We start from the raw sequence: 13,107 nt of genomic DNA, 5'->3' as shown, positions 1-13,107 counted from the left end.
GCGCGGCGCCAGCTGGCGCCGCGCGTTGAGGGAAAAAGGTGGCGTTAACCGCGATGCCGCTGCCCACCGAACGACCTTGATCCACGATGGATCAGGTGGGAGGGCGACATGGTCTCAAGGCTTCCCGCACGCGGCGGACATGCACAACGACCGATGAAAAGCCGACCCGGGGCCGTATTTAGGAACAAGGCAAATGTAAGAGTGTGCTGGCGCACACCGCAGATAACGCCGTGGACTATTTTATGTGGGCATCGAGGGCGGCTTCAAGCTTGCGACGAAGCGACGCAATACCTTCGGTCACGCCCTGGTCACTACCACTGTGCGTCTTGCGCAAGGCGAGAAACTCATGTGTCACGCTGATGGCAGCCAGCACGGCCAGTCGATCGAAACCCGGTGCCTTGGCGTTGGCACGCAATTCGCGCATCTTGCGATCGAGGTAGGCAGCTGATTCGAGCAGGCCTTCGCGCTCTTCCGGCGCGCAGGCAATCAGGAATTCGCGGTCGACCAGACGCAGGGCGACCGGTTCGTTGGCACTGCTGCTTCCACTGTTCTCAGCCATTGGTCTCTAGCGCCTTCAGTCGCTGGATCATCGCCTCGACGCGGCTACGCGCCTGCTCGTTGCGTGCCATCAAGCCGGCACGTTCGGTGGCCAGTTGTTCCTGGCTATGGCGGAGGCTGCGGTTTTCCTCGGTGAGGCGACGTACCGTGTCGAGCAAACGATCCACCTGCTCGCCGAGGGCTGCAAGCTCTTGCTTGACGGGGTCTGGCTTCACGGAATCGGGCGCGCTCATGGGCCGGGACTATAGCAGGCGGCCCGCCGAAAGCAGCAGGCTCGGGGGCGTTTCGGGAACCAGTGCATTAAACTTGGGCATTGTCTTGAAAGGAGCCACGCCATGACAGCGAACGAGCTGATCGGCTACGACGAACTGGACGCCGCGGCCGCCCGGCTGCAACTGGCGGAGGATGCCAGCGGCCTGCATGGCTCGCTGTGCGGTTTCCTGGCTGGCGGCGGCCGCATCGGTAAGCAATCCCTGGTGGAGGCGCTGCACATGGACGCCGAGGCGGCCACACCCTCCGCCGGCGACAAGGCGCTGTTGGAACGCCTGGTGAAGCAGACCGAATCCGAACTGGCCGATCCCGAGCTGGGCTTCGAGCCGTTGATGCCGGCAGACGACCGTCCGGTGACGGAGCGCGCGGATGCCCTGGTCGATTGGTGTCGCGGTTTCCTCGGTGGCTTTGGCCTTGGCGGCGCCCAGATGCACGGCAAGCTGTCCGAAGAGGCGCAGGAGATCCTCAAGGATCTCGGCACCATCGCGGCATCCTCTTTCGAATTTGGCGACGAGGCCGAAGACGAAGACTCGCTGATCGAAGTGCATGAGTTCGTGCGCATGGGTGCGATGCTGCTGTTCGCCGAGTGCTCCAACCGCAATTCTTCCAACAGCGACACCGTGCATTGAGTATTTCTCCGGAGGAGTTCGCCCGCCGCCGTCGCCAGCTGATGCGCATGGCGGGCGAGGACGCGGTCGCACTGATCGCCGCCTCCCCCGAGCGCGTGCGTAACGCCGACGCCAACTGGCCGTACCGCCAGGACTCGGATCTGCACTATCTCTGCGGATTTCCCGAGCCCGATTGCGTGCTCGCGTTGCTGCCGGGACGCAAGCATGGTGAGGTCGTGCTGTTCTGTCGCGAGCGCGACGAGGAGCGCGAGCGCTGGCATGGCGAATCCATCGGTACCGATCGTGCGGTGAGCGAGCACGGCATGGACGATGCGTTCCCCATTGACGATATCGACGACATCCTGCCCGGCATGATCGAGGGCAGGGCGCGCGTGTACTGCCACTTTGGCCGCGAACCGGAATTTGACGCACGCCTCCTTGGCTGGATGCGCCGTCTGCGCCAGTTACGTGGCGGCGGTGTGGTGCCCAAAGAGTTCGTGGCGTTGGGGCATCTGCTGCATGACCTGCGCCTCTACAAGTCGCGCGGCGAACTGAAGCTGATGCAAACCTCGGCATCGATCGCCGCCGAAGCGCATCTTGCCGCGATGCGTGCCGCTGTGGCTGGCCGGCATGAGTACGAAGTGGAGGCGGAAGTGCTGCGCGTTATGCGCAGTCGCGGCGCGGTACCTGCGTTTCCGCCGATTGTTGCCAGTGGCGCCAATGCCTGCGTGATGCACTACACCGCGAATCGCGCAGCCTTGCGCGATGGCGACTTGCTGCTGGTCGATGCCGGTGCCGAGGTCGACTGCTATGCCTCCGACATCACGCGCACGTTCCCCATCAGCGGCAAGTACAGCCGTGAACAGCGTGCCCTTTACGAAGTGGTGTACGCCGCGCAGTTGGCAGCGATTGATGAAGTGCTGCCGGGGCGTGCTTTCAATGCGGCCCATCAGGCCGCCGTTCGAGTGATTACGGAAGGCCTGTGCGCGCTCGGCCTGCTAAAGGGGAGCGCTGACGACGCCATTGCCGAAGGTAGCTACAAGCGCTTCTTCCCCGCCAAAACGGGTCATTGGCTTGGCCTCGATGTGCACGACGTCGGCGATTACCGTGTCGATGGTGAGCCGCGTGTGCTGGAGCCGGGCATGGTGGTCACGGTGGAGCCGGGCATCTATGTGCCGCCGGGTGACTTTTCGGTGGCTGAGCGTTGGCGCGGCATTGGCATCCGCATCGAGGATGATGTGGCGGTGACGCGTGAGGGGAACGAAGTGTTGACGGGCGGGGTGCCGAAGGAAGCTAGCGAGATTGAGGGGTTGCTGGCTTCGCGGTGAGGGGTTTTGGTTGTTGTTCTGTTGAACCATGGCGTTGTGCGGACTGCGCTTTTAGCGCTCTCTCGCCTCAGGGGAGAGGGTTGGGGTGGGCCTCGAAAGGGGCCTAGTCGGGTGCTCGCGAGAACGCATGTCTCCCTCACCGTCATCCCCGCGAAAGCGGGGATCCAGTGACTTTCGCCGTTTGACCTAGCGATCCCGCCAGGGTGCCGCCTACGCGGCGGGCGTTTCGACCTTCTGCCGAAGGCCGAGTCACTTTTCTTTTGCTGGCCCAAAAGAAAAGTAACCCAAAGAAAACGGCCTTTAGAGCGCCGGTAGCGTCGTGTGGAATACAAGCCTTGAAGGCCTCGGTAAACGGCACCGCACGATCCATCCGACACACGGTACGGCTAAACCGCAACGCGCCGATGCCCTGAGGAGCTCTGCATGGCGTGGAATACAAGCACTGAAGGGTCCGGAGCCCGGATGGCGCCCGGCGCAGCGCCGCCACACTGCGGCTACCCCGCAACGCGTCGATACCAAGAGGGCTTAAAGCTGCGGCTGAAGTTGCGACATGGCGTCCTGGCTTTTCTGTAGGAGCGCACTTGTGCGCGACCGCAACGTGAGGTTCCAGCGCGAAGGTTCGGACGCGCGAAAGCCAATCGGTGAGGCAACGACAACACGCTGCGGTCGCGCGCCAGCGCGCTCCTACAAGGCGGCGTTGGCCCTTGGCCTTTTGCTCTTGATCGTCGGGCCCTCTGTGCGGCGGTGAGGGTGGACGAAAAGGCCCACAGGGGGATCGGGAGGACGCCGATCCCTTTTCGCCGGGGCAAGAGCCCCGTCAAAAAGCCCGGCCGCCCCTCACGGACTGGCCGGCTTCACCGGCCAGCGCCAAGCGGGGGTGCTCTTTCTTTTGGTTACTTTTCTTTGAGCAAGCAAAGAAAAGTGGCCCGGCCTCCGGCAGGAGGTCGGAAGCCCGCGGCAGGCGAGCCAGATCGCGGTGGCGCGACAACTAAGCGATAACGCCATGGAGCCCGGCCTGCATCGGGGTAACGGCGCTAATGAAACTGTGAGGCAAGAGTGGCGCCTCACCCCAATCCTCTCCCCAAAAGGGGAGATGGCGCGAAGAGCGTCCTTGACGCGACAAGCTCCGCCATGGCGGTAAGGGCGAACCAGTTGGCGCCGTCAACACACCTCAATCAACGCCTCTTCCGCTCCTCCCGCTGACGCTCCTCATCCGTCGCGTGCACCTCGTACCACATCGCATTGAGAATGCCGAACGCGCAAGCGAGTCCGAGGCCGAGAATCCAGGCGAAATACCACATGGCGTCGTTTCCTCTCTCAATAGTGATGATTGGACTGGCTTACGTGCTCCAGCGTCACGCGACCGCGCAGCACGCGAAACACCCAGCTGGTGTAGATGATGATGATCGGCATGAACACCACCGTGGCACCCAGCATCAGCGCGAGCGTGCCCTGGCTGGATGACGCATCCCACACCGTCAGGCTGGAGCGTGGGTCGATGCTGGATGGCAGCAGGAACGGGAACAGTGCGAAGCCGGCGGAAAGAATCGTGCCGATCACCATCGCCGTGCTGCCGATGAAGCAGATGAGGCCTTTCTTGCCGATGCTCAGCTGCACAACGATGGCGCCCACCACCGCGATCACCGGTGCGAGCCAGAACCACGGGTATTGCATGTAGCTGGCAAACCAGCTGCTGCCTTGGGCCACTTGCTTGTACAGCGGGTTGGACGCGCCATTGGTAACCACCGGCCCCACGATGGCGTAGCCGCTCACGCCGTAGGCCAGCCAGATGCCGGCGAGCACGTAGAACACGACATAGGCGAGCGTGGCCCAGCGCCCCACGAGCACGGCGCGCTCGGCAATCGCTTCGTCAGCCTTGTAGGCCACCCAGCAGGTGCCGTGGGCAAGCAGCATGGTCAGCGATACCAGGCCTGCGACCAGTGCGAACGGGTGCAGCAGGTCGAAGAAGCTGCCGTGCCATGTCATGCGCAGGTTGCCGTCGAACTCGAACGGCACGCCAAGGAACAAGTTTCCGAAGGCGACACCGGTGATCAGCATCACCACGATACCCGAGATGGTGAGCACCCAATCCCATGTGTTGCGCCAGCGCGTATCGTGGATTTTGTTGCGGAAGTTGAAGCCCACCGGTCGCATGATGAAGGCGAGCAGTACCAGAAAAATAGCGAGATACATGCCAGAGAACGACACCGCATAAAGCGCCGGCCACGCGGCGAAGGCAGCGCCGCCGCCCAGGATGAACCACACCTGGTTGCCTTCCCAGGTGGGTTCGATGGTTTCCAGCAGCACCAGTCGCTCGTTCTCGGTGCGGCCCAGCACGTGCAGCAAGGCGGCGACGCCGAAGTCGAAGCCGTCCATCACCGCGAAGCCGATCAGCAGGATGCCGAGCAGGGCCCACCAGATCACGCGTAAGGTTTCATAGTCGAACATGGTGTTCTCCTCAGGCGTGGGCTGACGCCATCGTGGCGTTGGGCTCGGGCGTGGCGGGCGGCCACAGGCCGAGGCCGTCCGGTCCTTTGCGTGCGAACTTCAGCATCAGCACGGCATCGATGATTGCCAGCACGCTGTAAAACAGCACGAAGCCACCCAGCGATGTCCACACCTGGCCGGTCGTTACGCTGGACACGCCAAGCGCTGTGGGCAACACACCTTCGATGGCCCACGGTTGGCGACCGTACTCGGCAACAATCCATCCCAGCTCGGCGGCAAGCCAGGGCAGCGGCAGGCTCCAAAGCGCGAGCCACAAATACCAGCGGCGCTTGTCCAATTGACGCTTGCTGGCTTGCCAGAATGAGAAGGCGAACAGTGCGATGAAATAGAAGCCGCAAGCCACCATGATGCGGAACGCCCAGAACAACACGGGGACGTTGGGAATGGTGCTGTCGGCGGCCTTCTGGATCTCTTCCGGCGTGGCTTGCCGGGGGTCGTCGATAAAGCGCTTCAGCAGCAACGCATAGCCAAGGTCCTTGTCGTGTGCAGCCAGTATGGCCTTGGCTTGCGCGTTGTTCCGGTCTTCGCGCAGTACCAGCATCGCGTCGTAGGCGCGAATGCCGTTGTCGATGCGACCCTTGGTTTCATCCACCAGGTTGGTAATGCCAGGAATCGGCGTGTCGATCGAGCGCGTGCCGATCAACCCCATCACCCACGGTATGCGTATTGCGTAATGCGTGGTCCTGTTCTCCACATCAGGGATGCCGAACAGAGTGAATGAGGCTGGTGCGGGTTCGGTTTCCCACATGGCCTCGATGGCGGCCATCTTCATCTTCTGGTTCTCGGAAACGGCGTAGCCCGATTCATCGCCGAGCACCACTACCGAGAGCGCCGCTGCCAGGCCGAAGCTGGCGGCTACAGTCATGGAGCGCTTGGCAAAGTCCACATTGCGCCCGCGCAGCAGATACCAGGCGCTGATCGACAGCACGAACATGGAACCCAGCACATAGCCCGCGCTGACTGTGTGCACGAACTTGGCCTGTGCAACAGGGTTGAAGAACACCTCGCTGAACGAGGTGACCTCCATGCGCATGGTTTCCGGGTTGAACGCCGAGCCGACAGGATTCTGCATCCAGCCATTGGCAACCAGGATCCACAGCGCGGACAGGCTGGTGCCCAGCGCGAGGAACCAGGTGACCAGCAGATGGGCGGTACGCGACAGGCGGTTCCATCCCAGGAAGAACAAGCCCACCAGCGTGCCCTCCAGGAAAAACGCCATCAGGCCCTCGATAGCCAACGGCGTGCCGAACACGTCGCCGACATAGTGCGCGTAGTAGGCCCAGTTCATGCCGAACTGGAACTCCATGGTGACGCCGGTGGCGACGCCCATGGCGAAGTTGATGCCAAACAACACGCCCCAGAACTGCGTCATGCGCTTCCACACTTCGCGCCCGGTCATGACATAGACGCTCTCCATGATGGCGAGTATCCACACCAGGCCGAGCGTGAGTGGCACAAACAGGAAGTGATAAAGCGCCGTGAGTGCGAACTGCATGCGTGACAGCGTGACGACATCAGGGTCGATGCTCATGGGTGATCCACATGCGAAGAAGAAGAGGATGACGTCGGAGCGAGCAGATGCTCGATCGCGGCGGGACGCGTATCGGGACGCGAGTAAAAGGAAATGACGACCCACCAGATCAGTATGAGCAGCGCGATCTTGGCGAGCACGAGCAGGATCAGTTTACGCGCGAGCTTGCGCAGTACCGGTCGTGGTGAGTCGATGGGTGCCGCTACGGGTGATGCCGAGCCAGAAGACAGATTGGCCATGCGTTGTGACCCTTACCATAACGAGGGCGAGGATACGCATCCCGTGTGAAGGTGTCGTGCGTTCGGTTGACGCAGCGGTGCATGGCCGCAGGTCCCTAAAATCGATGGCGTCAGCGTTGCTTGTTCGTGTAGGCGTTGTTGCAGTGGGAATGACGCGGTACCAAACGATCACCCCGGCAGAAGCCGGGGTGAGGGGTGCATCATTCGGCCGATTGCGCTTGGTCAGATCAGCGCAAACGCGTCGCGCGTCAGGTTCTCCGGCGCACCCTCGGTACACACCACGTCGTCTTCGATGCGAATGCCGCCATAGGGACGGAAGCTGTCGACCTTGGCCCAATCGACCTCGCGAGCCTCCGGTTTCGCGCGCAGTTCTTCGAGCAACATGTCGATGAAGTACAAGCCGGGTTCGATCGTCACCACCATGCCTGGCTCCAACACGCGCGTCATGCGCAGATAGGGGTGGCCCTGCGGGCGTGCGATCGTTCCGCCGCTTTCATTGGCCTGGAAACCGGCAACGTCATGCACTTGCAGCCCGATCGGGTGACCGAGGCCGTGCGGGAAGAAAGTGGAGGTGACGCCGGAGGCGACTGCGCTCTCGGCACTCATGCGGATCACCCCGTGCTCGCGCAACACGTTGGCCAGCACGTGATGTGCGTGGATGTGCAGCTCGGGGTAGCTCTGGCCTGCACGTACCTTCGCCACAAAAGACTGTTGTGCGGCATCGACGCTTTCGATCAGTGCCTGGAATTCGCTGTGGCCATAAGCGGCGTAGGTGCGCGTGATGTCACTGGCGTAGCCAGCTGCGCTGCCGCCTGCATCGATCAGAAACGAGCGGCTCTGCAGCGGCGCCTTGCGGTCGAAGTGCGTGTAATGCAGCACGGCGCCATGGTCGTTGAGCGCGACAATGCTTGCGTAGGGCAACTCGGCGTCGATCTGCTTGGCGGCGGCAAGGTAGGCCAGGTGAATGCCGAATTCGCTTTCCCCTGCGCGGAAAGCTTGTTCTGCCGCTGCATGCGCACGTGCGCCGACGCGGCTCGCTTCGCGCATCAATTCTAATTCGTAAGGCGTTTTGTATGAGCGATGCCAGTGCAGATAGTCGAGCACGACTTGCGGATTGTTGGCTTCGGCACCGGGCACCGTCGGACACTCGGGACCGATGATGGCGCGGCGCGTATGGGCACCAGGCAACTTGTCCACGGCGTCGGTGGCGTTGCGCACGATTTCTATATCGAAATGCTCCACCCAATAACCGTGTGGCGCTTCCGGTACGACGTGCCAGTAGTCCTTGGGCTGCAGAAAGATCAGCTTGGGCTTGTGGCCGGGCGTGTAGACGATCCAGCTGCCTGGGGTGTCCGTCAGTGGCAGCCAGTGACGGAAATGCGGGTTGGCGACAAAGGGATAATCCTGGTCGTCGAGGTATTTGCGCAGCGGCATGCTTGCCGCGATCACCAGATGATCGAACCCGCCCAGCGCTAGCGCCTTGTCGGCGCGTGCGCGCAGTGTGGTCAGGTGCTGGGCATAAAGCGGGGCGAGAAGATCGTGCATGGTGGCTCCGGGCGGCTTGCCTGGCGTGGGGGCCGGGCAGGGTGGGGAAGGGGACATCATCGCGCGGAGGGAGGGGTATCGCCAGTTTTGGCGGGTGGGGGCGCATCTGGCGCGCTTTCTCCCTCTCCCCTTCGGGGCACGCGGGGAGCGGCCATGGACGGCCGCAGCTTTGAGGAGCGAGGAAAGAGGGCTGGGGTGAGCCCCGGAAGGGGGACGGGTGCTCGCGAGAACGCGTTGTCACCTCTCACCGTCATCCCCGAGAAAGCGAGACAAGCGCGAAGCGCGCAGAACGCCCGTAGGGCGGCCCCAGAAGGGGCGAGCGAAGCGAGTCATCCAGTGACTTTCGCTCTCGATCTAGTGTTTCCGCCAGCGTGCCGCCTGCGCGGCGGGCGTTTCGACCTTCTGCCGAAGGCCGAGTCACTTTTCTTTTGCTGGCCCAAAAGAAAAGTAACCCAAAGAAAATGGCCTCCAGAGCGAGGTCGTCGTAGCGTCGTGATTAATACAAACCTTGGCGCTGACGAAGCCCTGATCGTCACGATCGCCCGACAAGCGGTACGGCTACACCGCAACGCGCCATCGCGAGGAGGGCTAAAAACGGAAAAATACCGGCACCACCGAGACTTGCCGCGGGTGCATTGAACAGCCCTCAATTCCTCTCCGGCTGCTCCAGCCACGCATCCAGCAACGCCGCGTCCGCATCATCAATAGCCACAATGCGATAACCCGACCACACCTGTCCCGGGCTGGCCGCATCTTCGTGCCACTGCTCCTGGATGCCCACTTCGATGCTCTGCGGCTGGTTGCTCAAACCGGGTAGTGCCAGGCTGACCTGGTAGATCGCTTCGCTGCGCGGTGGGTGGGTGCTGATCAGCAGCATGCCGTTGGCGGAGAGGTTGCCCAGGTGGCCGATGGGTTGGCCGCTGATGACGTCGGTGACCAGGGCCGTGAAGTTGGCGCGCTTGCGCAGGGCGCGGCGCTGGTCCATGGAGGCGATGTTCTCGCTCATGACGAGGAGATTCCGTTGCGTGATTGGGCCGGGTGGGCGCGCGTCAGCTGGCGGAGCTGGTTGGTTAGCGCCTGCCAGGCGCGGTCGAACAGGCTCTCGCGAACGGGCGGCACTTCGCGCACGCGACTACAGGCCATTTCGTGCGCCAGCTGCTCGAGGGTCATTTCGTCGCCACGCATGCCGCGTCGGGTGACAAACAGGCTATGGCCGTTGACCGGCGAGTACCACGCCAGCTTGCGTTGGGAGACGCGGCCGTTCGCGGGGTCGATAAATTCGAACCAGGTGCCGAAGGGTAGTTGCCGCAGGCGCTGGTAGATGCGCTGCTCTTGCGACTCCGGTGCAAGCGGGGGCGGTGCCGGTGGTGGCGTGGCGGGTGTTGCATCAGTAGTGATCTGTTCGCCCAGCCGCTGGCGCTGCTTGAGCTTGAGCGCGAGTTCGGTGGTGGTGGCGTCGTTGGCTGTCGCCGTTTGGGCTGGAATGCCCAGCAGGCGTTGCGCCACTTGCACGGCTTCTTCGGCGTGCATGCCGATCTGCTGCAGGCCCGATTCCACTTCGGCTTGCAGCAGGTTGCGGTCGGTCACGGGTTGCTGGCCGAGCAGTTCGTCGGTGACACGCATCCGCGCGGTAAACGCTTCGCTCTCTTCGCCGTGGCGCAGCAGGGTGAGGGCAAGTACATCGGACCAGGCGCGTTCGAGCAACGTGCGAAGCAGGCCACGTGGGTTGCAGGTGGCAAACCGCTGCGCCATCAGTTCGGCGGCGCGATGACGCGCCTGCTCCAGGCGTTCGCGGCCTTGCATGGCTTCCACCTGGCGGCGTTCGGCGATCTGCGCCTTGCGATTGAGCAGGCCCAGGTGATGCTCGATGTCGGCCAGCAGGCTGGTGTAGAGACCTGTGCTGGGTGGTTCGCGGCGGGCGCGGTCCACCAGTTGGTTGAGCTTGGCGGCGAGGGAGCGGTCGACGTCGCCTTCCGGGCCATCCAGCCAGTCATTGGCGGCCTCGGCCACCATGCTCAACAGCTTGCGTGCTGGGTGTTCTTGATGGTTGAAGAAACCCTGATCGGCCACGGCCATGCGCAGCAGGGGCAGTTGCAGGTCGCCCAGCAACGAATGTGCATTGCTGTTGCGCTCCATTTGATGGCCCAGCTGCTCAAACAGCATGGCCACCAGCTCGACAGTGTCGCCCTGCTCATCGCTCAGATGCGTCTGTGTGGCACCTGCGGGCTTGCCGGCGTTGAGCTGGGTGAGCAGCTCTTCGCGCAAGGCTTGAGCACTGCGCAGCTCGCGTTGCGCCTGCGAGGCCACATCGCTGACATGCAGTTGCAAAGCGTCCAGCGCGAGCTGCAGTTCTTCCGGCGTCGCGGTGCGACCACCCGACTGGTAATTCAGTGCGCCCTGACCGGCCCGGTGCTGCGCCAGCATTTCGCGCAGGTTGTCGAGCACCGCGATGTTGTCGCTGCGCGTCGAAGGCATTGGCGCGGCAGCGGGTGGTTGCCCAGTGGCGGTAGCGGCGGCTGCTTCGGGATTCGCGGCGCGCGACTGGCGGTCCACCTGCGTGCGTGGCAGCACCGGAAACGCGCGCAGCTGCGGCAGAATGCCATCGCCTCGCAGGTGCTCGTTGACGGTGTCATAAAGCGTCGACAGGCTGAGTACCACCGAGGTGTCGAAGCTCTGCAGCAGCAGCAGCTGGTGCTCTACCGGCAGGTCCATGGGGGTGGTGGCGTTGCGGAAGGCAACCGCAAGTGCCTGCGGACCCAGCGGCAGGTTCTCGCCTTCGAGCGGCGGTTCGCCCACCAGCACGGCAAAACGGTAGCCCAGTTCGAACAGCGCCGTGCCGTGACGCGCTTCGCCGCGCGCCACCAGCTTATCGATCGCCATGGTCTGCTCGTGCTCGGTCTGGTCCAGCAACTCTAACGGACGGCGTAGGGCTTCGTGCTCAACCTCTTCCGTGAGCGTAGTGCCGAGCCGGCCAAAATACTGGCGCACACCTTCCTCGAAGCGCTGCTCCAGGGCCATGCGTTGTTGTTGCAATATCTGTCGCGAGAACAGGCACTGCTGCTGCTCGATATGATTGCGCGAACGTTCGGCGTGCGCGTAGAGCCGCTGCTCGGCATCACCCAGGCACAGGCGCAGCGGCGTCTCCAGCCAGCTGGCGCACAGTGCGTGCGTTTCCTCGATCAGTCGACGTGCGCGCGGCGCCCAGCCTGCATGGTCGGGGCGCCCCCCCCGATCCAATGCAAACGGCTGACGTCGACCCTGCTGTTCGACATCCATGACAGCCCTTTGTGAATTCCCCCGGGTGCGAACTCTAAACGGGCCGGGCCAGGACTGCCATCGGCTAGATGGAAGATCTATGCAGGCTGTGTCACAGGTCCGCGGATATCACGACCTGGGGTGGGCGGGTGTCAGCTGGTTGGCAGTCCAGAGCAGGGCCGGGGAGTACCTCCATCGGCGTGGACGCGTCGCTGGCGCTCAACCGGATACGCATGCCCGAGGTCATCCGAAGTATGCCGTCATGGCCCAGCAGCATGGCGCAGCCCAGATGCATGCGTTCCGTGGCGCGCCGAAAGCCGGCCGGCCCGGCCACCATGAGTGCGGTGCTGGCCATGTCGGCAAGGGTCGGGTCGTTGAGGATCACGCTGGCCGCCGAACTCACGTGCTGCGGACGACCCTGACGTGTGTCGATGATGTGGCCGCCTTCTCCTTGAGCGGCGCGGTGGCGAACGTAGTCGCCGGACGAGGAAAGTGCTTCGCCGTCGTGCAGGGTTACTTGGGCCATTACGCCGGAAGGGCTGTTGAGGCCAACCCGCCAGGGTTTGCCCTCGTTGTCGCCCACTGCCAGCACGAAGCCACCGATGTAGATCAGGGCGTGTTGGATGTCGTGCTTGCCTAGTATCTGGCTGACCTGTCCGGCCGCATAGCCTTCGGCCAGGCCGTTGAGGTCAAGCGACACGGCGGTATTGCTTGCCGACACGGTGCCGTCGTCGGCTACGTGCAGATCGCGCATGGTGGGCAGGGTGTCGACCATGGTGTGCACCTGCGCATCGGTGGGCGCGGGTGTTTCCACCGGATATTTGCTGGTGTGGAAGCCCCAGGCGCCGATCAGTTTTCCCGCTGCGGCGTTGAACCATCCATCGCTCAGCTCATAACCCTGCTGAGCGCGCCGGATCATATCGGCGACATCGACGGGGACGCGTGCCGAGTGTCCTTGGGCGAGTGCGTCGTTGAGGCGTGTGAGGTCGCTGGGATTCCATGGGTGCCAGCTCTGGTGGTCGTGCGCGAAGAGCCGTCCGATGTCATTCAATGCGGCTTGCGCTTCTTCCTGGTCGGCAACCCGCAGTTGGATGCGAGCGCGAGTGCCGAACACCAGGTACTCCCCCTCCAGTGGTTGTTGAGGGCGTAGCCATAACACGGTGGCCGCAATGAAGCCGGCCAGTAGCAGTGCAATAAGGATGCGTCGCATGGGGATGGTCTTGGGTTGTGCCGTGAAGCGCTGCGATCCCTGCGGCGCTTCACGG

12 protein-coding genes and 1 other RNA gene are annotated in these 13,107 nt (G+C 63.2%); 2 read left to right on the top strand and 11 right to left on the bottom strand.

Translation table 11 applies throughout. The annotated features are described in order from the left end of the window. Nucleotides 1–41 precede the first annotated feature (41 nt). The 3 genes from ssrS to AC0GUR_RS18480 all read right to left on the bottom strand — a co-directional run bounded on the left by ssrS (nt 42) and on the right by AC0GUR_RS18480 (nt 791). A non-coding RNA gene (gene ssrS, locus AC0GUR_RS18490) (6S RNA) lies at nt 42–228 on the bottom strand. 7 nt (nt 229–235) lie between these two features. Further along, entirely contained in the window at nt 236–559 is a 324-nt protein-coding gene (locus AC0GUR_RS18485) for a cell division protein ZapA (protein WP_472878972.1), read from the bottom strand. Then, on the bottom strand, nt 552–791 hold the full coding sequence (locus AC0GUR_RS18480) for a TIGR02449 family protein (protein WP_472878971.1): 240 nt from the start codon (nt 789–791) through the stop codon (nt 552–554). Before AC0GUR_RS18480 ends, AC0GUR_RS18485 begins: the two co-directional genes overlap by 8 nt. A gap of 102 nt (nt 792–893) precedes the next feature. Between AC0GUR_RS18480 and AC0GUR_RS18475 the strand changes: the two genes are divergently transcribed. Next, complete coding sequence (locus AC0GUR_RS18475; protein ID WP_472878970.1) at nt 894–1,457, top strand: UPF0149 family protein; 564 nt, start codon at nt 894–896, stop codon at nt 1,455–1,457. Beyond that, the gene (locus AC0GUR_RS18470; RefSeq protein ID WP_472878969.1) at nt 1,454–2,764 is read left to right on the top strand and encodes an aminopeptidase P N-terminal domain-containing protein; all 1,311 of its coding nucleotides are present in this window, start codon (nt 1,454–1,456) and stop codon (nt 2,762–2,764) included. The genes AC0GUR_RS18475 and AC0GUR_RS18470 overlap by 4 nt, the downstream gene beginning before the upstream one ends. A gap of 1,175 nt (nt 2,765–3,939) precedes the next feature. Here the strand turns inward: AC0GUR_RS18470 and cydX are convergent. From cydX to AC0GUR_RS18430, 8 genes are all read right to left on the bottom strand, one after another. Then, nucleotides 3,940–4,065 carry a cytochrome bd-I oxidase subunit CydX gene (cydX, locus tag AC0GUR_RS18465; protein WP_472878968.1) on the bottom strand — a complete coding sequence of 42 codons (126 nt, stop codon included), beginning with the start codon at nt 4,063–4,065 and terminating at the stop codon, nt 3,940–3,942. A 16-nt stretch (nt 4,066–4,081) separates the two neighbouring features. Then, entirely contained in the window at nt 4,082–5,212 is a 1,131-nt protein-coding gene (gene cydB, locus AC0GUR_RS18460) for a cytochrome d ubiquinol oxidase subunit II (protein WP_472878967.1), read from the bottom strand. Between the two features lie 10 nt (nt 5,213–5,222). Then, nucleotides 5,223–6,803 carry a cytochrome ubiquinol oxidase subunit I gene (locus tag AC0GUR_RS18455; RefSeq protein ID WP_472878966.1) on the bottom strand — a complete coding sequence of 527 codons (1,581 nt, stop codon included), beginning with the start codon at nt 6,801–6,803 and terminating at the stop codon, nt 5,223–5,225. Then, nucleotides 6,800–7,042 carry a cytochrome oxidase putative small subunit CydP gene (gene cydP, locus AC0GUR_RS18450; RefSeq protein ID WP_472878965.1) on the bottom strand — a complete coding sequence of 81 codons (243 nt, stop codon included), beginning with the start codon at nt 7,040–7,042 and terminating at the stop codon, nt 6,800–6,802. Before cydP ends, AC0GUR_RS18455 begins: the two co-directional genes overlap by 4 nt. Nucleotides 7,043–7,264: 222 nt before the next feature. Beyond that, nucleotides 7,265–8,587, bottom strand: a complete 1,323-nt coding sequence (gene pepQ, locus AC0GUR_RS18445; RefSeq protein WP_472878964.1) for a Xaa-Pro dipeptidase — start codon at nt 8,585–8,587, stop codon at nt 7,265–7,267. 646 nt (nt 8,588–9,233) lie between these two features. Further along, nucleotides 9,234–9,593, bottom strand: a complete 360-nt coding sequence (locus AC0GUR_RS18440) for a PilZ domain-containing protein (protein ID WP_472878963.1) — start codon at nt 9,591–9,593, stop codon at nt 9,234–9,236. Further along, the gene (locus AC0GUR_RS18435; RefSeq protein ID WP_472878962.1) at nt 9,590–11,863 is read right to left on the bottom strand and encodes a DUF1631 family protein; all 2,274 of its coding nucleotides are present in this window, start codon (nt 11,861–11,863) and stop codon (nt 9,590–9,592) included. The genes AC0GUR_RS18440 and AC0GUR_RS18435 overlap by 4 nt, the downstream gene beginning before the upstream one ends. A gap of 91 nt (nt 11,864–11,954) precedes the next feature. After that, nucleotides 11,955–13,052 (bottom strand): FAD:protein FMN transferase, encoded by a 1,098-nt coding sequence (locus tag AC0GUR_RS18430; RefSeq protein WP_472878961.1) that lies wholly within the window; start codon nt 13,050–13,052, stop codon nt 11,955–11,957. Between the last annotated feature and the right edge of the window lie 55 nt (nt 13,053–13,107).

Source organism: Dyella sp. PARNA 12/25 (assembly GCF_055702865.1).
The sequence above is the reverse complement of the archived record's forward strand: the minus strand, read 5'-3'. Positions and strand labels throughout refer to the sequence as shown.

Coding starts and splice junctions, on each gene's coding strand:
- AC0GUR_RS18485 (WP_472878972.1), bottom strand. CDS start 559: ATGGCTGAGAACAGTGGAAGCAGCAGTGCCAACGAACCGGTCGCCCTG.
- AC0GUR_RS18480 (WP_472878971.1), bottom strand. CDS start 791: ATGAGCGCGCCCGATTCCGTGAAGCCAGACCCCGTCAAGCAAGAGCTT.
- AC0GUR_RS18475 (WP_472878970.1), top strand. CDS start 894: ATGACAGCGAACGAGCTGATCGGCTACGACGAACTGGACGCCGCGGCC.
- cydX (WP_472878968.1), bottom strand. CDS start 4,065: ATGTGGTATTTCGCCTGGATTCTCGGCCTCGGACTCGCTTGCGCGTTC.
- cydB (WP_472878967.1), bottom strand. CDS start 5,212: ATGTTCGACTATGAAACCTTACGCGTGATCTGGTGGGCCCTGCTCGGC.
- AC0GUR_RS18455 (WP_472878966.1), bottom strand. CDS start 6,803: ATGAGCATCGACCCTGATGTCGTCACGCTGTCACGCATGCAGTTCGCA.
- cydP (WP_472878965.1), bottom strand. CDS start 7,042: ATGGCCAATCTGTCTTCTGGCTCGGCATCACCCGTAGCGGCACCCATC.
- pepQ (WP_472878964.1), bottom strand. CDS start 8,587: ATGCACGATCTTCTCGCCCCGCTTTATGCCCAGCACCTGACCACACTG.
- AC0GUR_RS18440 (WP_472878963.1), bottom strand. CDS start 9,593: ATGAGCGAGAACATCGCCTCCATGGACCAGCGCCGCGCCCTGCGCAAG.
- AC0GUR_RS18435 (WP_472878962.1), bottom strand. CDS start 11,863: ATGGATGTCGAACAGCAGGGTCGACGTCAGCCGTTTGCATTGGATCGG.
- AC0GUR_RS18430 (WP_472878961.1), bottom strand. CDS start 13,052: ATGCGACGCATCCTTATTGCACTGCTACTGGCCGGCTTCATTGCGGCC.